At 53.3% G+C, this 19421-nt stretch carries 20 protein-coding genes; 2 read left to right on the top strand and 18 right to left on the bottom strand.

The window, feature by feature from the left end; translation table 11 throughout:
- Window positions 1–272: 272 nt before the first annotated feature.
- The 16 genes from HALA3H3_RS24270 to HALA3H3_RS24345 form a co-directional block, all read right to left on the bottom strand.
- On the bottom strand, window positions 273–464 hold the full coding sequence (locus tag HALA3H3_RS24270) for a DUF2283 domain-containing protein (protein ID WP_022519665.1): 192 nt from the start codon (window positions 462–464) through the stop codon (window positions 273–275).
- Window positions 464–721, bottom strand: a complete 258-nt coding sequence (locus HALA3H3_RS24275) for a DUF4258 domain-containing protein (RefSeq protein ID WP_022519666.1) — start codon at window positions 719–721, stop codon at window positions 464–466. Before HALA3H3_RS24275 ends, HALA3H3_RS24270 begins: the two co-directional genes overlap by 1 nt.
- A gap of 264 nt (window positions 722–985) precedes the next feature.
- Window positions 986–2086 carry a hypothetical protein gene (locus tag HALA3H3_RS24280; RefSeq protein WP_022519667.1) on the bottom strand — a complete coding sequence of 367 codons (1101 nt, stop codon included), beginning with the start codon at window positions 2084–2086 and terminating at the stop codon, window positions 986–988.
- Window positions 2087–2089: 3 nt separating this feature from the next.
- Entirely contained in the window at window positions 2090–2902 is an 813-nt protein-coding gene (locus HALA3H3_RS24285) for an ABC transporter permease (RefSeq protein WP_022519668.1), read from the bottom strand.
- Window positions 2903–3049: 147 nt separating this feature from the next.
- Window positions 3050–4783 (bottom strand): polysaccharide biosynthesis/export family protein, encoded by a 1734-nt coding sequence (locus tag HALA3H3_RS24290; RefSeq protein ID WP_022519669.1) that lies wholly within the window; start codon window positions 4781–4783, stop codon window positions 3050–3052.
- Window positions 4783–5190, bottom strand: coding sequence for a DVU3141 family protein (locus tag HALA3H3_RS24295; protein ID WP_022519670.1), 408 nt, complete (start codon window positions 5188–5190; stop codon window positions 4783–4785). The genes HALA3H3_RS24290 and HALA3H3_RS24295 overlap by 1 nt, the downstream gene beginning before the upstream one ends.
- A 271-nt stretch (window positions 5191–5461) precedes the next feature.
- On the bottom strand, window positions 5462–6487 hold the full coding sequence (locus HALA3H3_RS24300) for a porin (RefSeq protein ID WP_022519671.1): 1026 nt from the start codon (window positions 6485–6487) through the stop codon (window positions 5462–5464).
- 236 nt (window positions 6488–6723) lie between these two features.
- Window positions 6724–7794 (bottom strand): porin, encoded by a 1071-nt coding sequence (locus HALA3H3_RS24305; protein ID WP_022519672.1) that lies wholly within the window; start codon window positions 7792–7794, stop codon window positions 6724–6726.
- A 265-nt stretch (window positions 7795–8059) separates the two neighbouring features.
- A complete protein-coding gene (locus tag HALA3H3_RS24310) occupies window positions 8060–8911 on the bottom strand; it encodes a ProQ/FINO family protein (protein WP_022519673.1) in 852 nt (283 codons plus the stop codon).
- A gap of 20 nt (window positions 8912–8931) precedes the next feature.
- Complete coding sequence (locus tag HALA3H3_RS24315; protein ID WP_022519674.1) at window positions 8932–9489, bottom strand: dihydrofolate reductase; 558 nt, start codon at window positions 9487–9489, stop codon at window positions 8932–8934.
- Window positions 9486–10259 (bottom strand): thymidylate synthase, encoded by a 774-nt coding sequence (locus HALA3H3_RS24320; protein WP_053857259.1) that lies wholly within the window; start codon window positions 10257–10259, stop codon window positions 9486–9488. The genes HALA3H3_RS24315 and HALA3H3_RS24320 overlap by 4 nt, the downstream gene beginning before the upstream one ends.
- Window positions 10260–10647: 388 nt before the next feature.
- Window positions 10648–11166 (bottom strand): hypothetical protein, encoded by a 519-nt coding sequence (locus tag HALA3H3_RS24325; RefSeq protein WP_022519677.1) that lies wholly within the window; start codon window positions 11164–11166, stop codon window positions 10648–10650.
- Window positions 11163–11462: a nucleotidyltransferase domain-containing protein gene (locus HALA3H3_RS24330; RefSeq protein ID WP_022519678.1), complete on the bottom strand. Its 300-nt coding sequence runs from the start codon at window positions 11460–11462 to the stop codon at window positions 11163–11165. Before HALA3H3_RS24330 ends, HALA3H3_RS24325 begins: the two co-directional genes overlap by 4 nt.
- 123 nt (window positions 11463–11585) lie before the next feature.
- Window positions 11586–12374, bottom strand: a complete 789-nt coding sequence (lgt, locus tag HALA3H3_RS24335; protein ID WP_022519679.1) for a prolipoprotein diacylglyceryl transferase — start codon at window positions 12372–12374, stop codon at window positions 11586–11588.
- Window positions 12375–12599: 225 nt separating this feature from the next.
- On the bottom strand, window positions 12600–13397 hold the full coding sequence (locus HALA3H3_RS24340; RefSeq protein ID WP_022519680.1) for a sulfite exporter TauE/SafE family protein: 798 nt from the start codon (window positions 13395–13397) through the stop codon (window positions 12600–12602).
- A complete protein-coding gene (locus HALA3H3_RS24345) occupies window positions 13394–14620 on the bottom strand; it encodes a response regulator (RefSeq protein WP_022519681.1) in 1227 nt (408 codons plus the stop codon). Before HALA3H3_RS24345 ends, HALA3H3_RS24340 begins: the two co-directional genes overlap by 4 nt.
- Window positions 14621–14805: 185 nt before the next feature.
- Between HALA3H3_RS24345 and HALA3H3_RS24350 the strand changes: the two genes are divergently transcribed.
- On the top strand, window positions 14806–15606 hold the full coding sequence (locus HALA3H3_RS24350; RefSeq protein ID WP_022519682.1) for an NRDE family protein: 801 nt from the start codon (window positions 14806–14808) through the stop codon (window positions 15604–15606).
- 16 nt (window positions 15607–15622) lie between these two features.
- On the opposite strand, the gene ptsP is transcribed toward HALA3H3_RS24350, so the two are convergent.
- Together ptsP and rppH are read right to left on the bottom strand one after the other, a co-directional pair.
- The gene (ptsP, locus tag HALA3H3_RS24355; RefSeq protein WP_053857097.1) at window positions 15623–17884 is read right to left on the bottom strand and encodes a phosphoenolpyruvate--protein phosphotransferase; all 2262 of its coding nucleotides are present in this window, start codon (window positions 17882–17884) and stop codon (window positions 15623–15625) included.
- An 88-nt stretch (window positions 17885–17972) separates the two neighbouring features.
- On the bottom strand, window positions 17973–18464 hold the full coding sequence (gene rppH / locus HALA3H3_RS24360) for an RNA pyrophosphohydrolase (protein ID WP_022519684.1): 492 nt from the start codon (window positions 18462–18464) through the stop codon (window positions 17973–17975).
- A gap of 234 nt (window positions 18465–18698) precedes the next feature.
- On the opposite strand from rppH, the gene HALA3H3_RS24365 reads away from it, so the two are divergent.
- Window positions 18699–19355, top strand: coding sequence for a histidinol-phosphatase (locus HALA3H3_RS24365; protein ID WP_009288657.1), 657 nt, complete (start codon window positions 18699–18701; stop codon window positions 19353–19355).
- Window positions 19356–19421 lie beyond the last annotated feature (66 nt).

Consider the following 19421-nt stretch of genomic DNA (forward strand, 5'->3'; position numbering starts at 1 on the left):
AATCGTGAATCGTGAATCGTGAATCGTGAACAGTTTGGTGTCGGCGCAATCGTGTGAATAGCGCGGAGCGGTGCCGGGAGTTGGCTATGTGCCGTTGGGCGTCGTTCCGACGCCTTTCGCGGGTGCCCACGAACGCTCGCTGAACTCGCTTTCTCGTTACCACGCGCTACGGGTCGTGCTTCCACAATGTTCTGTGCATGCGCGATTTAGTAGCGCGTGGTAAGCCTCAGGCGCACCCGCGAGAGCAGCGCGGAGCGGTGCCGGGGGTTGGGTTACGCTGCTTGGCTCTTTAAGAGCGGCCATGCCCCCTGCTTAGAAGCGTCAAGGATGACAATTTCAGTAATTGTGCCATCTTCCGCGTAACTAATATGCGTATTCCAGTCTTGAGAAATTTCTTTAACCGTACGTTTATCTGAAAGATGCAAAACTAGAATGTCATCCGCTTCATCGTAGGTTGTACGCATTACTTATCCTCCCACTCAAAGTGATGCATAACGGTTTTGACAACCAGTTTGTCTTCTAAGACAGCTGCGATAGACAAAAGGTTGTCTTGGCGACTTTCAACATGCATCGCTATCCAAAACCGCGTAGCATCTTTGTACTTTACTGTTCCCCGCTCTATCAATTCTAGCAGTTCACTTTCTGTGATATTTCGACTAGCCATGCGCTCACGGGCATGGCGTGTTATGTAAATATCTACCTTGAAACGGTGACTGTACATATTCTCAAACTACATACTTAGTTTGGACAACTGAATCGACACCCGCGATCGCATGCCGGGGTTGGTTACGTGCCGTTGGGCGTCGTTCCGACGCCTTTCGCGGGTGCCCACGAACGCTCGCTGAACTCGCTTTCTCGTTACCACGCGCTACAAAAATGTGAATCGTGAGTGGTAAATGGTGAATCGTTTCGTACCATTCACCCTTCACGATCCACCCCTCACCATTCACTATTCACCCTTCACCCTTCACCCTTCACCCCAACCTTAATCGCGGTGATCTTTGATGATCATCATCAGCATGCTGAAGATAAAGGCGAGGAAGATGGTGATGATAGCGAATACGCTGCTGTTGTAGAGCCGGTTGGGTTCTGTGGGGTACTCCGGGAATAGCGGGCTTTGCAGCACGCTTACCTGCTTGAGCTGGCGGGCAGCTTCTAAGCGGGTGTTTTCTAACGCAGCCAGCGCACTTGAGTAGGTTTCCTGAGCAAACTGTGCCTGCAGTTCTAGTGTTTCATATTGCGCTGACACACTGTTGAGCGAGTCGCCTGAAGCTTGGGCGATTCGATCACGCTGCTCAATAATTTGGTCGCGCAATGCCGTGATATTACGCTCGACTTGGCGCAATTCAGAAGACTGGGAGCTTTGGAAGCTGGCTAATGCGCTGCGCTGCGCTTGCAGGCGGGCTAGATCAGCCTCAAGTGTTGCCACAACTTGGTTAATATTTTCTACCGTTGCGGTTGGTGAAACCAAACCATATTCGTTTTGGAATTCAAGCAGCTTGGCCCGGGTCTCTTCAAAGCGCTCTTCAAGCCGAACCATTTGCTGCTCTAAAAATTTCACTTGCTCATCCGCTAGACGATGCCCCATTTCGTTCATATGGTCTTCACCTGCTTCAAGTAGCAGCGTGGCAACTTCATGGGCAAACTCTGGCGTATACGCCTGCACGCGGATATTGAGCACGCCTGCATACTCATCCAGCTCTACCTCTACACGGCGCAGGTAGTATTGGTGCAGGTCTTCAATGGGGGCATCACGGTTAAGCAGTTTGGCGAAGATATCTCCATTCTCAGAATAGTGCTCACGCAGATTCAGCTTTTCGTCCAGTAAGCGTAGCATGTCTACAGAGAGTAAGTGCTCACGCAGCAGCAACAGATCGTGGGTATTTCCCCCACCGCCACTGCCCATAATTGAAGATAGGCTAAATTCTGGCGTTGCTACCTGCGGGCTTTCCAGCACCACTGTTGCGCGGGAAACATAGCGATCTTCCGCCCATACAAACCAATAAAACGAGACCAAAGCTATCGCGACTATCGCCACGGCCCAGTGTGGCGATGTTTTAATAAAATGACGAAAAGAACGTTGCATAGTTTATTGTGCCTTCAATCGATCAATAAAGCGCAGGTGCATCAATAGCCCCAGGGCGATTAGCGTAAATGTAAAGAACCAGAAATAGAGCATACTGGTGCCATGGACGACTTGGTACTTGTCAAAAAAGCCCAGGCGCAACGTTTCAAGGCCATGAGGGATAGGATTAATCATCAGGTATTCCAGCAACCAGTGGGGCAAGGCATTTAGCGGAAAAATCACCCCTGATAAAATCATAAGTGGTAGAGCGAGCATGCGGAATACCCTGCCTAGCTCAGGTACCAATGATGCTGCGACAGAGGTTACCAACCCTAAGCCAAGCCCTAAGCTCCATAGCGAAAGCCAAGCAGCCATCGCTCGAAGTGCATTATCTGGATACATGTCCAGCCCCAGCATTAGCCCGCCACCTATAAAAATCAGGAAGATAAAGCTGCGCAGCATGCCTTCTAAAAAGTTGCGCACTAGCACAGGGTCTACGGGCTGCACTTGACGATAAGCGAATAGAGCTCTATTGCCATCTACTGCCCCCATGCCACGCATCATACCTTCGCGTACTAATGCAAAGCCCAGGAGGCCTGTTATTAACCAAGGAATAAAATCGGCGTTAACAATCAACTGGTCGCCACGAATAAAAGTACGAATGGCAATCATGATACCGATATATGCAACTGGCTCAAAAATCATCCAAAACCAGCCCATGCGGTCTGACATGGTGCGCGAAATGGCTTCGCGCATGAACATGGCGTACCACACGCTGCGCGTGACTTGCCACGGTGTTCGTGCGCTCCGCCGTGGGCCACCGTTTACGTTATCCATAGCGCTACTTCTTGAATAAGTGAGGTGTAAGGGGTGAGAGGTGAAGGGTAAGGGGTGAGGTGTAAATTGTGAGGTGTGAGAGGGACTTTCTTCACCCCTCACTCCTTACTCTTCACTCCAACCCCCTAACTCCTCACCCTTCTCCTATTACAGATCAACCGCTACTCTGGTTGCTACGGCAACCTGGTAGAGGATCTGCGTTATCGTAGAGGCTAGCTGAAGGTTGTGCGTGGGTGCCGCGGGCATCACAAGGATTTCATCGCCTGGGCGTAAATTAACATTGCGGGCGTTCTCGACAGCGCCATTTTGACGAACCACAAGTATATGGTCGTCATCTGCACGGTCAGTGAAGCCGCCTGCACCTTCAACGTAATCGATCACGCTCATACCTGGGCGATAAACAGCGGCTTGGGGCACAAGCACTTCACCACTGATGAGCATGGAGTCACTCACTTCCGGAATAGTGACTACATCGCCATCCTGCAGGCGAATATCGGAAATGCGCCCATCGTAAGCGACGACTAAACGGCCACTGGGCTCTAGCTCACTGGCACGAGAGATGAAGTCCTGAATCAGTTCCGCTTCTTGTACACGAATCTGCGCTTCTTCATTGGTGTTTGAGGGCGCGCCTAAGTAGGTGGTCTCTAGGCGGCGTAGGCTCTCTTCAAGGGACTGCGCTTGCTGCTTTTTAACACTTTCACGCTTTATTGAGATGCTTTCCACGGCGGTCATGTTTTCTGGTACGGCGATGGCGTCTAGTAATTCGCTTAAACGAGCATCCCTTGGCAGTGCGTACCGTGAAGGGCCGTAATAGCTGCCTTCTACTTCCACAACGATGGTTTCACTGCGCTTATCTGAGCTGAACAGCACTTCGTCGCCGCTGCGGATCGTTTGACCGGCAAACATATCAATGGGGAAGTATTGAGCAATAGGCCCTTCTTCACGGTCACCGCGTAGCAGAACGTGTGAAACGCCACTTCTTAACCGCGCTAGATTTACCAGCTCAGCGCCACTCAAGCTGTTGCCTGTCATTTCATAGCGGTATTCACGGTGAACATCTCCACCTACCGCAATTGCGGGGCCACGCTCTTCGACTACGATGGTGTCGCCATCTTGAAATTGCGGGCGGGGTATATTGCCGTTGATCAAGAAGTCATAGAGGTCGACAGTGGCGACATTGCGACCGTCGCGCATTACACGAATTTGGCGATAACTGCCCAGGTCTTGATCTATGCCGCCGGACTGATCTAGAAAATAGAGCAGCGAGTCGTTGGGTGTGCCCGCGTAACGGCCGGGGTTTTCAACATAGCCTGTGACGTAGACGGCTACGGGCTGCACACCTTGGAGGTTGGTATAGACCTGGACGTTATCTGGGTATACCGAGGTAATGGCTTGGCGCACGCTGCCATCGACCTGTTGGCTACTCTGCCCTTCTACATTGAGCGGCCCTGAGCCAGGTATGAAAATATTTCCTTGGGCGTCGACGGGTAACACGCGATCAAGTTCAAATGCGCCCCAGGCGCGAACCGTGACTTGGTCGCCGGGCTTAATCCGGTAGTCAGGGTTGAGACCATCCCCCATCGCGCCACGAAACCCACCTGTGAATAAGTTGGCGCCAAATGGCGGTAGCGCATCGGGATCTTGTACGTTGGGCGAAACCGGGCCATATGTGCCGCTATCCCAGTTGGCTCGGGGTGTATCGTTGACTTCTTGCTGCGGCAGGCTGCCTTGCTGGTTAGCCTGCTCAGGTACAATGCTGTCGGAAAGGCTTAGCGCCTGCGCCCATGTATTGGGCACTACAAAAACGCTGGCAAGCGCTATGGAAGCGACGGCTAGCGAGCGATTTAGCGTAGCGCGGTCAAGCAGAGTGGTCACTTTCATTAATTGCGCCCCTGTGTTGTTTGTGCCACAACGCGTTGATTAACCCAACCATTGGGTGTTTTGCAGACGAGTGCAGAACGCGCGTTATTGGAGTCGACGGCGACTACTCTTAGCTTGCGACACTCGCGCCCACTGGCGGCAAGGTAGGCGGCGTCAGCCACAATCTCGACATTATTACCCCATGGGCTGTCTGGAACATTAATCACGGCACCTGCGGGAGCCTGTGTTAAAAAGCCATTGAGGTTGTCGTCTTGCAGCAAGGTGGCCGGGTCGTTATTCAATACATACTGCGCTTCTTGCTGAGTTGAGCTGGAGGGGTACGAGGCACAACCACTCACCACGGCTAAACTCAGCGCTGCCAGCAGCATGCGTGCTGGAGAGACCACTGAACGTTGAGATATCGACATAGTTATTTCCAAATAAAAGGCACGCTACCGCCCAGGGATTATAACGGGCGTATTCCCTTGCCCTACTTCTCTGGGTGGATGAAAGTGGTTGGCACAAGCGCAAAGCACTTTTGCCAGCCGCCCATTGTAGGGGAATACCGCCAGCGGCTCTACATAGACAGCTCTTGTACAACCTATTCATTCTTATTGTGAGAATAACAGCCATTGAAAAGCAAAAAAACGGCCACATAAATGTGGCCGTTTTGATATAAACAAATTCTTTAAAACGACGTTAGAAGTGATAACGTGCGCCTGTCAGCCAATATGTCCTGTCTGCCGAACTTTCTTTCCGCATGCTTGGCGCATCACCATCGGCTAGCTCTACGAACACGTCAAATGCACTGGTGACTTTATAGTAAGCGCCTGCAGCCCAGGCGTTACTCTCCTCGACTTCGTCACGGTCTACGTTGTAGTAATCTGCGGTAAAAGCCCAGGGCCCTGTGGAGTAGGTACCACCTAGGCCGACCGTTTCGAACCCTTTGCCATAAGTATCGCTGTTGTCTTGAGTCTCAACACCTAAGCGCATTGATAGCTGATCAGATAGCGAGTATGCCCCAATAAGGCCATACAGCGTTTCACCATTTCCACTGCCACCACCACGCACTACGTTTTCCACTGCACCAAACCCAACTTTGAATGGGCCTTGCTGATAGCGAATACCACCTTGTGCGGCAACAACCTCACCCTCACTACTCTGCTCTGAAGCCGTTAACCCCCGCTCGCTGTAGTGCTTAACCTGGAGAAAAGAAGTGAAGCCGTTCAGCTCAGGCGTGTAGTAAGCAATTGAATCACCCCAAGACTGCAAACCCGATGATTTAAACAGTAATCCCCGGTCTTGATAAACATCAAACGGCAGCGAGACAAACTGGGCATACATGCTATTAAAATTACCTGCCAGCAACGTGCCATACTGCTTACTTGATAAACCGATGTAGCTTTGTCGTATTTCGTTGAAGCCCTGATCCGTGTTGCGCTCATCGCCAGTAAACCGCCACTCCAAGTGTCCTAATGCCGTTAGGTCTGAAGTAACCGCATGACTCATTCGAAACCCTAGGCGGGAGTAGACATCAATAAATTCCGCGCCGTCATCCACTTTATTGCCAGCGCTATTAAACTCAGGGCCACCGCCCGCAATACCCATGGCAATACGGCCGTAAATATCCAGCTTCGTGCCGTCCTGATCATAAAGTGTTGTGGCTTGAACCGAGGAGATACTTAACAGACTTGCTACAACCACCGCTAACTGCTTCTTCTGCATTAGAAATAATCCCTTGATACGCTAATCTTGTTCACTGCTTTAGCTATTCAGCTATTCTCAGCTATATGCAGCGAAACAATGTTATACAATATCAAGCCGACCTTAAAGGAAAACAGTTCTTATTTGTATTAATAAATATTATTGGCAAAAATGCAAAAAAAACCGGCCTCTAAAGAGGCCGGTTCTATTTGGTTCTGCTAGGCAGTTACCTTTTAAGCGTAGTGTTTAAACCAGGCTTAGAAGTGGTAACGAGCGCCTGTTAGCCAGTACATGTCGTCGCCATCAGCGCGCTCAACATCGACGCCACTGCCACCGCCGATGGAAACGTCGATAGACGGTTGGTCAGCTTGCTGCAGCTCTAGGAACACATCAAAGTTGCTGGAAACGTTATAGTAAGAACCCAGGGCCCAAGAAGTGCGGCTGTCGCCGTTGTCAGGATCTACATCGTAGATGTCAGCAGCAAACGCCCAAGGACCAGTGGTGAAAGTACCACCTAGGCCAACTGTGTCGTAACCACCACCACGAAGGTTGTTATCGTCGCGAGTTTCGTAACCCAAGCGAGCAGAGAACTGGTCAGTGATATCGTAAGAACCGATCAGACCGTACAACATTTCAGCGTTACCGCCGCCACGTGCAACGTCATCAACAAAACCCAGACCAACAGTTACAGGGCCTTGTGCGTAACGAACACCACCTTGCGGCGCGATTACGTCACCTTCAGAAGTTTCTTCCGCTTCAGTCAGGCCGCGCTCGCTATAGTGTTTCAGTTGCAAGAATGCAGTGAAGCCGCTCAGGTCAGGCGTGTAGTAACCGATAGAGTCGCCACGCGACTGCTTCGGGTGACCAGCAAACTCTAAACCGCGATCAATTTCCCAATCGAACGGCAGAGAAACGAACTGATTGTAGAAGCTGTCGAAATTACCTGCTTGGAAAGTACCGAACTGGTCGCTTTGCAAGCCGATGTAGCTCTGACGAACTTCTTTGAAACCGCTGTTGCCATTACCGCTAGGGCCGGTACGCTCGTCACCGTCGAAACGCCACTCAACACGACCGAAAGCAGTCAGGTCACGTGAAACTTCGTGGCTCATGCGCAGACCAAGACGTGAGTAAACATCTACGAACTCAGCGTCGTTGTTGATTTTTTCGCCGTCACCGTTGTACTCAGGGCCGCCACCAGCAACACCCATGGCGATACGGCCATAGACGTCCAGTCGGGTGCCATCCTGGTCATAAACGGTAGCTGCTTGTGCTGCAGCAGAGGCACCCAGGGCGCCAACGATAGCAGTCGCTAAAAGTGTCTTTTTCATGATGTAAGTTCCTTAACTCGTATACTGTTTCGATCGTTGCTGCTCAACTCTTAATAAGTTGGCAGTTGGCTTTTGCGGGCCATGCTCTTTTGCCATCCGCCGGTTTTTTCCCGGTGGTATGCGGCATGTCCTCAACTAAGCCTTGTTATAGTCCAATGCTCGCAGAACAAACTCTATACCGGGACTCCAGGGAACGCAATAGAAAAAAACAGTGTTTTCTTACTATTTGTGCTTTTTTATGGAACCCCTGCTGCTGGGCCCGGTCTCAGCGGCCTTTGAATTTCTGCTGTAAATCTAACAATTTGTCTTCCAAGCTAAGCGACTTACGCGGCTCGCCTTTTTCTGCCTTCGGTTCTGCATCCGGCGCTAAATCAGGCTGTTTCGGTTTTTCTTGACGGGTGTTTTTAGCGGCAGACGATGGTTTAGGTTGCGCTTTTTTTGGCTGCCCAGCTACTTTCTGATCACCACGTTTTTCTGCTGCGTGTAGCGCCGCTTCTTTATCTACCTTGCCTGCGGGTTGACCATCCAAATCTACCCGTTCGGCGCCCTCGCGCACTGCTTTTATATAGCGCGGGAGGTTCACGTAGTTGGCCAAGGCTCGACGAATTAGCTTACTAGGCCACTCTTCGCGCTCTGCAAGCTGTTGATGAATACCCACTTTTAAGGGCTTTGTGTGGCCTTTAAAAAACGCCTTGGGGTAGCGCTCGTACCATTGATTCAACAGGGCGTGCGGTGAAGGTGCTTTGGCCGTTTCAGCGGTAGCCGATGATTCAACTTTTGCTTCTGGTTTGGTTTCTTCTGGTTTGGTTTCTTCTGGCTTGGCTTCTACTGGCTTGGCTTCTACTGGCTCGACCTGATCTGGCGCTACTTCGCTGGGTGGTGGCGTTTCAGGCGCTTTTGGGTCGAGAACCTTTGCATCGACAGCTTCTTCGTTATGTCTTTCATTGTCTATTTTAGTCGTGGCTTCGGAGCTTGGCACGCTTTGCGATTGGGCGCTTTTCAATGCCAATTGCTGCTTTAGCCGCTGGTTTTCTTCACGCAGGGCATGTAGCTCAGCTTGTGTGCGTTCAAGACGCGCTTCTAAATCATCTAATATATTCATTAAGCTGGCGGCCATAGCCTTCTCCTTTGCCCTTTTTAGTCGGCGATGCGCTCGTAAACGACGAAATCATAACTTGGCTGCCCTTCTGCTGGCTGCCCCGCTACGCGCTGTACTTCTTGCCACTCGCTAGGGTCGAAGTCAGGAAACGTTGCGTCGCCTTCTACCTCTATGTCCACTTCCGTTATGTAAAGCCGTTGGGCAAAGGGAAGCGCCTGGCGGTAAATTTCTCCGCCCCCCATTACCATGATCTCTTCCGCCGCTTCTATGGTGGCGTGCTGGTCGGCTAGCTCTAGCGCTGCGGGCAAGTCGTGACACACGCGTACGCCTTCGTGGGAAAACTCGTCGTTGCGGGTGACAACGACATTAAGCCGATTAGGCAGCGGCTTGCCAATGGAAGCGTAGGTTTTACGCCCCATGACCAGCGGTTTTGCCTGGGTAATGCGTTTGAAGAACTTTAAATCTTCGGGCAGGTACCAGGGCAACTTGCCGTCTACGCCGATCACACGATTTTTAGCCATGGCAACGATCATTGCCACCGGCACCAGAGAGTCGAAAGCGCCGTTTTGGTTACTCGTATCGTTTTGCTGGCTCATACCGCTACCTCGGCCTTGATGTGCGGGTGCGCCTCGTAAGCGTCAATGTGAATATCTTCAAAACGGAATGCGAACAAGTCGTCTACCTCTGGATTGAGCACTAGCTTAGGCGCCGCTTTAGGCGTACGCGATAGCTGCTCTTTGGCCTGTTCAAGGTGGTTACTGTACAGGTGCGCATCGCCTAGGGTGTGGATAAATTCACCCGGCTGAAGGCCGGTCACCTGGGCGACCATGGTCAGTAGTAAGGCGTAGCTGGCGATATTAAACGGCACGCCGAGGAAAATGTCGGCGCTGCGCTGATAGAGCTGGCACGACAGCTTGCCATTGGCCACATAGAACTGGAACAGGCAGTGGCACGGTGGTAGCTGCATTTCATCGACCTGGGCTGGGTTCCATGCAGAAACAATCAGGCGGCGGGATTGGGGGGTGGTGCGAATTTGACCGAGCACCTTGGCAATTTGGTCAACGCTGCCACCTTTTGGGTCGGGCCAGCTGCGCCACTGGTAGCCGTAAACGGGGCCTAAATCGCCGTTTTCATCCGCCCACTCGTCCCAAATCCGCACGCCGTTCTCTTTTAGGTAGGCGATGTTGGTGTCGCCTTTCAGGAACCACAGGAGTTCGTGAATAATCGAGCGCAGGTGGAGTTTTTTGGTGGTCAGTAGTGGAAAACCACGCGATAAATCAAAGCGCATTTGATGGCCAAACACGGAGCGCGTGCCGACGCCTGTACGGTCGTGGCGGTCAACGCCATGCTCCAAAACGGTTTGCATCAAGTCTAAATAGGGTTGCTCAAGCGCGGGCGTTGGTGCAGTCACAGAATTTCCAAATTAACAGGCGATGTAGCGGTTTATTCTAGGCGCCCATAGCTGCCCGGTCTAGCAATGCCGCCCCGTTAACGTTATTCGCCCAACCCCGGCACCGCTTCGCGCTGCTCCCGCGGGTGCGCCTTAGGCTTACCACGCGCTACTATATCTCGCATGCACATGAATGCGGGGGATCCAATGCACTGTGCACATTATGATATGGCTGCGGTACGTAATCACACCACCGAAAGCGAGCGAGTGCACATCCCCGTACGAGTTCAGCGAGCGTTTGAGGCACCCGCTGGTGTACTCCCCCAATTATCAGATAGTTGAGTTCCTTCACCTTCCAAGAACACTAGCTATTAGGTAAATCCAACAACCCCGGCAAATCAGCTAAGGCCATTTTACTTTCAGCATAATTGTGAAGCTGGTTATAGGTATCCATAAGCATAAGACTCGAATCTCGCGCAATATTGATCGCCTCTGCAAACTCGCATGCATTTTCCATGTACTCATGAACCAACTGGTTACGAAGTTTTCTGGCAATCAGCCACCCTTCAACACTTTCTACTACACCTAAGCGCTCAGCCCGGTTTAGTGTTTCAATTTGGCTTCCAGGCTTTTCCGCAAGCGCCTGTAACCAGCGAGGTAATAACTTGTCGGCTAACGTATCTTGCATTCGGCCAAACCTGGAAACGAAAGCTTCTAAAAGAACCGCCTCTTCTGGCTGTTCGTCTAGCACCTCTACCCATGTTTGGGTAATCAGCTTCCCTTCAGCAAATAGCGTAAGCCAACTGTATGCTAAGTGATTCCCTTCACGCTTTACTATGCTAAGCGTCGCCACGAAGCGTTCAACCGGAAGAAGACCACTCATATTAGCTCTCCATTAGTAAGCGCTTGCTCATACACAGGTGACAAGGGTGTTTCTGGATCATAAATCAATATGTCGATTGGCTGGTCGCCCAGGCGCATCTGTAACCGAGCCGTCATGGTCAACATCTTGATCATTTTGCCCGTCATTGGCTTGTCACTCTTAACTAAAATGTCGATGTCCCCGCCCTTGACATGGTCGTTTAAGCGGGAACCAAAGAGCGCAAGCTGAACATTATTACCGAAAACTTCCTGGCCTACCTGCTTTACGATAGCTTTCTGCTCTTCACTGAGTCTCATACCACACCTCTGTATTAACTCAATTTGGCTTTGTCATGAACAACTATTTCCCAATAGGTTCTAATGACAACCTGACGTAATACCGCTATTTCCAACTGAATCAGGCAAGGCTCTATGACCCCATCAAACCTTAACATCCACTGGTTGGGAGCGTGACCAGGCGATGATGACGAGGCCCAGCGCGATCATGGGAAGCGAGAGCAGCATGCCCATGGTGACCCAGCCGAAGGCGATAAAACCAATGTGGGCGTCGGGCATGCGGACAAATTCGACCATAAAGCGGAACACGCCGTAGCAGACTAAAAACAGCCCGGATAAAAAGCCTCGTGCGGTCGGCTTGGCGGAGACCCACCACAGAATGGCGAACAGCACGACGCCTTCTAACAGCGCCTCGTAGAGTGCTGATGGATGACGCGGCTCAGGCCCCATGCCGGGAAATGGCATGCCCCAAGGAAGCGAGGTCATGCGGCCCGGTAGCTCGTGATTAATAAAGTTACCAATACGCCCGGCACCCAAGCCAATCGGCACCAGAGGAGCGATAAAGTCGGTGAGCGTTAAAAAAGCCAACTGCTTACGCCGAGCGAATATCCAGGCGGCGAGGAGCACCCCGAGTAGGCCGCCGTGAAAGCTCATGCCGCCATCCCATACGCGGAAGATCCACAGCGGGTCGGCTGTCCACTGTCCTAGCCCGTAGAACAGCGCGTACCCTAAGCGCCCTCCAGCCACGACACCGATGGCACAGTAGAAGAGCAAATCACCAATATCGTCATTATTGAGACCAATACGCGATGCGCGCCGACAGCCAAGCCACCAGGCGGCGACAAATCCCACCACATACATAAGGCCATACCAATGGACTTGCAGCGGCCCCAAGGAGATAGCCACTGGGTCAATCGTTGGGTAATTAATCATTTACACTCTCTAATCTGACCAAAGGAAATATGCAAGACGCCCACTCAGCACGTAAAACGGTCACAGACTAGTCTTTGTACGAAAACTGACTGCGCTCGACAATACTGCGTTAAAAATCAACTCAAAATGCTCATTTACACCCCGTAAACTCGAGCGCGAGCCCGGTCCTTTTCTCGTTGATTTTTGCCTTGTCTAGTCTTCGCTCGCCGACTTTTCGTACAAACCCTAGGTGAGCAGGAAACGCACCCCTACCACTGCCAGCAGTAACGCGAAGGAGAGACGTAGCACATGAGCGGGCAAAACATGGGCAAGTTTAACGCCTAAGCGGGCAAATGGAACGCTGGTGACCACGATACTGAAAAACGCTGGCCACATAACAAAGCCAGTTGTCCAGGCGGGCAGCAGTGGATTACCCCAGCCCACCACGATAAACGCCAGAGCCCCCACCAGCGCGATGGGTAGCCCTACCGCCGCTGCCGTGCCCACCGCTTGAGTCATGCTGGCACCACAGCGTGATAGTAGCGGTACTGTCATGGCGCCTCCGCCAATCCCGAACAGTGCTGAAACAGCGCCGATCGCACCACCGGCAAGCGTCATTATCCATTTGCCGGGTGAGGCACTGCCCTGCTTAGGCGTTAATCCAAACACCATTTTAGCGGCAATGAGTAGAACAAAGATGCCAAACATAGTTCCCAGCACCGTGCCGGAGAGGTTGTCGGCAATAAACGCCCCAACGATGGAACCGAACACTAAGCCAGGCAGCAGCGCTTTAAGCCACCCTCGGTGAATGCTGCCGCGCCGATAATGGCCAAGGGTGGACGATGAACCGGTGACAAGAATAGTGGCGAGAGAGGTGCCAATGGCTAAATGCATGGCAATTTCAGAAGCGATGTTCTGCAGCCCAAACGCAAAGACCAAGACAGGAACGATAATGAGCCCACCGCCCACTCCGAATACGCCAGCCATCGTGCCCGCAACGGCACCTAAGGTTAAATAAATCGATAACGTCGTGACGATAGTCATTCAGACGGAGCCGCTTTAACCGTGCCTGGGAACCAGTGAGCAATCATATTCATGAGGGTTTGGGGTTGGTAAGGCTTGGCAAGTAAGTCATCCATACCAGCCGCCAGACAGGCGTCGCGCCCGGCATTGTCGACGTTGGCCGTTAGTGCTACTAACACGCTTTGGCTACCGCCATGGTTGCGTTCGTACTCGCGCCAACGCCGGGTGGTTTCGAGCCCGTCCAGAGTGGGCATAAAAATATCCATAAATACCAGATCAAATATCGCGTTTTGCTGGCGTTCCAACGCCTGTTCACCGCTGCTAGCGCCTTCCACCTGTAGGCCCTGGGTTTCCAGCATCTGCCGGGCCAGCATCAAATTTACCGGCCCGTCGTCAACGACCAATACGCGTAAAGTGCGCGGCGCCCCCAGGCGATCACCACTCCTCCCTTGTGCCTCACCGCTCAAAGAATTTTGTTCAGAACCTGGTTCAACTCCTCCCTCAGCGCTTTGTTGAACAAGATTGGTCAGTAGCGCGCGGATATCCGATAGGTGCTCATACACTTCCATGATATTTTGCCCACCGTTATCGGTGAGCTCTTTATCAACCATGCTGTTTAAATGGTCTAACAAGCTATCCGTTTCACGCTGCAGCAGCGTTAAGTAGCCTGATTTTAATCGTGACTCTTCCCGCGCCCTTTCACGGCCGGCGATCAAGTGCTTGAGCTGCCGTTGCTGGTGCTGAAGATCGTCCAGCAGGGTTTGCTCATGCTCCTGCCGGGTGTTCTTAGTAGCGGCAGTGGCCACTTGGGAGCAGTGCATGCAGCGCTCAAGACCGGCGAGGATTTCATTAACGCTGGCCAGCCGCTGAAGGGGTAGATGAGATTCGTCAGCGACATCCGGCGGGGAACATTTATGCTCGGGCAGTGAACGCGCAGCGGTAGCGCATAGTGCTTGACTGTGCCGTTCAAGTTCGGTGAGTTCTTGCATAAAGCGATTATCTTGACGCCGAGCATGCGCTTTAACCAACATCAGGAAGGCGCCGACATTCAAACTGCTGCCGATAAGCAGCGCCGCCATTAGCCACAACATGGTGCTCCAAGAGACGTAGCTGGGCGACATCCACCACATCATGGCGCCAACCACCACGCAGAGCACGATTAATGCTGCTTGCACAAGCAGCAGTGGCCACAGCAGAGGCCAAACAATGGCATTCCAAAAGTGCTCCCTTTGATAGCGCTGCATGATCTCGCCTTCCTATTGGCCGTATGGCCGCTGATAACGTGACCGCTGTTTAAGGCCCCACACCCATTCGGTGTGACGATTTATGCTACAAACATGATACTAATGTCAGTGTACGTCTACGCTTCGTTACTGTCATGCGGCTCTTGCGTTGAACGTTTTTCATCCTTATCGCCTGCGAGTTTGTTATGTGCTTGATATCGTTTGCTTGGCAACCCGGCACCCCCATGCCTTTGCGGCTAATGGGTAACCGTGATGAGTTCCATGCGCGCCCCACCGCGCCGCTGGGTGAGTGGCAAGATAACTCGGCCATTGTCGGTGGCCGCGATTTAGAGGCCGGTGGCTCGTGGCTGGCAGCCAAGCGCGGCGGTGTAGTGGCCGCGTTAACCAACGTACGTGACCCGCAATTGGGCACACCACCCGGCGCGCCAAGCAGGGGGGAACTGGTCGCCGATGCCCTGCAATGTAGCGATATAGAAGCGTGGCTAACTGCGCTCAGCCAGGGCGAGGCAATGCGCTACGCGGGCTTTAATTTATTGGTCGCCACGCCCCAACGGCTTTGGCACCTACACCGCAGCAGAGATCGTCTGGCTCTCACTGAGGTAGCTCCCGGGGTTCATGGCCTCTCCAACGCTGATCTCAACTCACCCTGGCCAAAGCTTCTACATGTACGCACTGCGCTTGAGCACACTCTTTTACAGCCAGACCCGTTCCAGGCATGGCCTAGTGGCGTTCAGCGCGCTATGCAAAATCCACAAGAAGCGGCTATCGAGGAGTTGCCGGATACCGGCGTGGGGCTTGAATTGGAGCGCCAGCTTTCAGCGGCGTTTATTGTCGGCGAACGCTATGGCACCCGCGCCACCTCGTGGCTCACTCTGGATAGCGACGGGCACATCGAAGTTACCGAACAGCGCTTTGGGCCGCTGGGGCGCTTTGAGGGTGAAACCTCTTTAGCGTTGCCCAGCAGTTCGCTTGAATCTACACCCTAGGCTTTGCATAAAGAACTTAGTCACGGGGCGGCATCAGATGCGATAGCTGCCACTCATCCATGCGCCCCTCTAGATGGGTATGCACCTGGGCAGGGGTGTCTAGCTCCATCACTTCTTTGAGCAACTGCTCAGCATCGCTGAACGGCACCCGGCGAATGGCCGCGCGCACTTTGGGCAGGCTTGGCGCATTCATGGAAAGACTGGTAAAGCCCATGGCCATGAGCAGCAGCGCTCCAGCCGGGTCTCCGGCCAATTCACCACAGAGCGAAATGGGCTTATCGAGCCGCGTGGCATCGTTAGCAAGTTCCAGCAGAGCGCCGAGCAACGCCGGGTGCAGCGCATCGTAAAGGCTCGAGACGCGTGGGTTGTTACGATCCACCGCCAGCAGGTACTGGGTGAGATCGTTGCTGCCCACGGAGAAAAAGTCGACTCGCTTCGCCAGCGCGTCCATTTGATAGATAGTGGCGGGCACTTCAATCATCACGCCCACTTTAGGTCTGACGACAGTAATCCCTTCTTCGCCCAGCTCTAGAATGGCGCGATCCAGCAGGCGCAGCGCTTCATCGACCTCTTCGACGTTGGTAATCATCGGGAAGAGAACGTAGAGGTTATCCAGGTCCATCGAGGCTTTGAGCATAGCGCGCAGTTGCACCATTAACACTTCCGGGTGATCCAGCGTTACCCGCATACCGCGCCAGCCTAGAAACGGATTCGCCTCTTCAATGGGGAAATAGGGCAGATCCTTGTCACCGCCGATATCCAATGTGCGCATCACCACCGGCAACGGGGCAAAGCCTTCGAGCTGCTCACGATAAAGCTTGGTTTGCTCTTTCTCGCCGGGGAAGCGTTCGGTAATCATAAACGGCACTTCGGTTCGATAGAGGCCCACTCCACCGATACGGCTTTTAAGCAGCGCGGTGGCATCTACCGCTAACCCGGTATTGACCATAAGCGGCATCGTGTGACCGTCGGGCGTGGCGCTGGGCAGATCCTGCTCGTGCTCAAGCAGTTCGCTGAGCGCCTCTTCTTCGGCGATCAGACTTTCATAACGGGCCGTAAGTTCAGGCGCTGGGCGCACAAACAGGCGACCACGGTGACCATCCAGCACCACCGGCGCCCCGCCTAGGCGCGGCAGCGGTAAATCCATCATGCCCAGCACCGTAGGAATGCCCATGGCCCGGGCGACAATCGCCACGTGGGACGTGCTGGAGCCGCGTACCGAGACCAGCCCTTTGAGCTTTTCGCGGGGGACTTCACCCAGCATGGCCACGCTGATCTCATCACCGACCAGAATAGCGTTATCGGGGTAGGTTTCCGGCGTGGATGGGGTATCTTCTTGCAGATGCGCAAGTACCCGGCGGCCAAGATCACGAATATCAGCCGCTCGCTCGCGTAGGTAGTTGTCGTCTACCCGCTCCAGATACTGGACGTGACGACGCACTACATCGGCCAGAGCGCCTGGTGCCCACTGGCCTTCGCGAATGCGTTTTTCCACTTCATCAGCCAGCGCGGCTTCGCCGAGCATCTGCTGATAAACATCGAACAGCGCCAGCTCTTGAGCAGAAATCCTGCTTGCCAAACGTTCGGCCGCGGCACGAATTTCGTTGCGGGTTTTGCCAATGGCTTCTTTGAGGCGGGCGACCTCATAATCCTGATCGCGGGGTATCAGATCCGGCACGCTGTTTAAATCCGCGGGCGGGGTAATCACCACTGCTTCCCCCATGGCCATGCCAGGCGAGGCAGCAACGCCTTTAAACATTGCCTGCCCTCCGGCAAGCGCCGGGCGCAGCAGGTTGCCCGTGGCTAAAGCATGCGCCAGCACACCAGCCAACTGCGCGGCCATGGTGACCAGAAAGGCTTCGTCCTCATCGTCGTAGCGGCGCTTTTCGGCTTGCTGAACCACCAATACGCCCAGCATGTGGCGCTGATGAATAATCGGCACACCCAAAAAGCTGGAGTAGCGCTCTTCACCGGTGGCTTCAAAGTAGCGGAATTGCGGGTGGGTCTGGGCATCTTCGAGGTTAAGCGGCTCGCTGCGTTTGGCCACCAAGCCCACCAGGCCTTCACCTAACGGCAGTACTACGCGCCCTACGGCTTGAGTGCGCAGACCAATGGTCTCCATCAATACCAGCGACTCAAGCTCCTTGTCGTAAAGGTAGAAGGAGCACACATCAGTCTGCATCGCTTTACGAATTCGGCGTACCATCGTGGACAGCGCGGCGTCGAGGGTGCGCGCGCCGTTCACTTCCTGAATCACCCGGCGCAACACCTCAAGCATGGACGTTTTACTTTTCACTATTATTTGCCTCGCTGAGGAATTTTCTGGCAGACTGCTGCCGCCCTACCCTGGGCAGCGGCCAATCGCCCTAATCGTCATCCTGTGCCAGACGCTGAACGCGGGGAGACAACTCCCGCAGCGCGCGCCGATATACCTCTCGTTTAAAAGGCACTACCTGCCCTAGCGGGTACCAGTAGCTCACCCAACGCCACCCATCAAACTCGGGGGTTGGGGTTGCCGTCATACAAATCTGGCTTTCCTGGCAACGGATTTTAAGTAAAAACCACTTCTGCTTCTGGCCTATACAGACCGGACGCGAATGTGTGCGAATCATACGTCGTGGCAGACGGTAGCGTAGCCAGCCCCGGGTGCAGGCAACAATATCAACATCGTCGGCGGTTAGGCCGATCTCTTCGTAAAGTTCACGAAAAAGTGCTTGTTGTGGCGTCTCGCTTGCATTGATGCCCCCCTGGGGAAATTGCCACGCATTTTGTCCTACCCGACGCGCCCAAAGCAGCTGCCCCTGGCTATTGGCAATGATGATGCCAACATTGGGGCGAAAGCCGTCAGCGTCGATCACGGACATCACCTTAATAAATTTTCAGTTGTCCCCATTTTTCCACAAGGGTGACAAGCGTATCAATACAATATAACGCTAAGTGATGAATGGTTGCGTATCAGCATGGAGCGAAGAACGTGCGTTGGTGGGAATGACATGACGACTCTGCGATAATCCGCGTCCGCTATTTGCCTAACTAGCGTCTTTGAGCACTAACGACTGTCTACTATCCACTGACTAAAAAAGGGGAGCGCCGTGAGTCTGGCCATATTCGATTTGGATAATACGCTGCTATCCATCGACAGCGATCATGCCTGGGGCGAGTTTTTACTCGAACAAGGGGCAGTCGACCCGGTTGCCTACCGGGAAGCCAATGAGCGCTTCATGGCTGATTACAACGCGGGCACCCTGGATATGGCTGCTTTTTTGGAGATGGCGCTTAAACCGCTGGCTGATAATTCGCCGGAACAGCTTTCAGCATGGCACCAGCAGTTCATGGCCAGCAAGATCGAACCCAATATTCTGCCCAAAGCCGAAGAGCTTCTGGCACGCCACCGCACCAAAGGCGACACACTGCTGATTATTACCGCCACCAACCGCTTCATTACCGCCCCAATTGCCGAGCGTTTGGGGGTCGATCACTTAATCGCGGTGAACCCGGAGGTCAAAGAGGGTCGCTACACGGGGCGCGTTTCAGGCATTCCCAGCTACCGCGAAGGCAAAGTCACCCGCTTAGAAAAGTGGCTGGAAGATCAAGACCTGACCATGGAAGGCGCGTGGTTCTACAGCGACTCGCACAATGATTTGCCGCTGTTAGAAATAGTCGAGCACCCCGTCGCCGTCGACCCCGACGACACCCTGCGCGAAATCGCCAAAGAACGCCAATGGCGGATCATGAGTTTGCGGGATTGAGTTGGTGAAGGGTGAATCGTGAAGAGTACGAAACGATTTACCATTTACCACTTACATTTCACATTT

The organism is Halomonas sp. A3H3 (assembly GCF_000982975.1).
Taxonomy (GTDB): domain Bacteria; phylum Pseudomonadota; class Gammaproteobacteria; order Pseudomonadales; family Halomonadaceae; genus Vreelandella; species Vreelandella titanicae.

Excerpts from the sequence above, each read along its gene's own strand:
- HALA3H3_RS24285 (WP_022519668.1), bottom strand. The coding sequence starts at position 2,902 with ATGGATAACGTAAACGGTGGCCCACGGCGGAGCGCACGAACACCGTGG.
- HALA3H3_RS24330 (WP_022519678.1), bottom strand. The coding sequence starts at position 11,462 with ATGAGACTCAGTGAAGAGCAGAAAGCTATCGTAAAGCAGGTAGGCCAG.
- HALA3H3_RS24345 (WP_022519681.1), bottom strand. The coding sequence starts at position 14,620 with ATGCAGCGCTATCAAAGGGAGCACTTTTGGAATGCCATTGTTTGGCCT.
- HALA3H3_RS24280 (WP_022519667.1), bottom strand. The coding sequence starts at position 2,086 with ATGCAACGTTCTTTTCGTCATTTTATTAAAACATCGCCACACTGGGCC.
- HALA3H3_RS24290 (WP_022519669.1), bottom strand. The coding sequence starts at position 4,783 with ATGAAAGTGACCACTCTGCTTGACCGCGCTACGCTAAATCGCTCGCTA.
- HALA3H3_RS24325 (WP_022519677.1), bottom strand. The coding sequence starts at position 11,166 with ATGAGTGGTCTTCTTCCGGTTGAACGCTTCGTGGCGACGCTTAGCATA.
- HALA3H3_RS24350 (WP_022519682.1), top strand. The coding sequence starts at position 14,806 with ATGTGCTTGATATCGTTTGCTTGGCAACCCGGCACCCCCATGCCTTTG.
- HALA3H3_RS24295 (WP_022519670.1), bottom strand. The coding sequence starts at position 5,190 with ATGTCGATATCTCAACGTTCAGTGGTCTCTCCAGCACGCATGCTGCTG.
- HALA3H3_RS24270 (WP_022519665.1), bottom strand. The coding sequence starts at position 464 with ATGCGTACAACCTACGATGAAGCGGATGACATTCTAGTTTTGCATCTT.
- HALA3H3_RS24275 (WP_022519666.1), bottom strand. The coding sequence starts at position 721 with ATGTACAGTCACCGTTTCAAGGTAGATATTTACATAACACGCCATGCC.
- HALA3H3_RS24300 (WP_022519671.1), bottom strand. The coding sequence starts at position 6,487 with ATGCAGAAGAAGCAGTTAGCGGTGGTTGTAGCAAGTCTGTTAAGTATC.
- HALA3H3_RS24315 (WP_022519674.1), bottom strand. The coding sequence starts at position 9,489 with ATGAGCCAGCAAAACGATACGAGTAACCAAAACGGCGCTTTCGACTCT.
- HALA3H3_RS24320 (WP_053857259.1), bottom strand. The coding sequence starts at position 10,259 with ATGCAAACCGTTTTGGAGCATGGCGTTGACCGCCACGACCGTACAGGC.
- HALA3H3_RS24310 (WP_022519673.1), bottom strand. The coding sequence starts at position 8,911 with ATGGCCGCCAGCTTAATGAATATATTAGATGATTTAGAAGCGCGTCTT.
- ptsP (WP_053857097.1), bottom strand. The coding sequence starts at position 17,884 with ATGCTTGAGGTGTTGCGCCGGGTGATTCAGGAAGTGAACGGCGCGCGC.
- HALA3H3_RS24340 (WP_022519680.1), bottom strand. The coding sequence starts at position 13,397 with ATGACTATCGTCACGACGTTATCGATTTATTTAACCTTAGGTGCCGTT.
- HALA3H3_RS24305 (WP_022519672.1), bottom strand. The coding sequence starts at position 7,794 with ATGAAAAAGACACTTTTAGCGACTGCTATCGTTGGCGCCCTGGGTGCC.
- lgt (WP_022519679.1), bottom strand. The coding sequence starts at position 12,374 with ATGATTAATTACCCAACGATTGACCCAGTGGCTATCTCCTTGGGGCCG.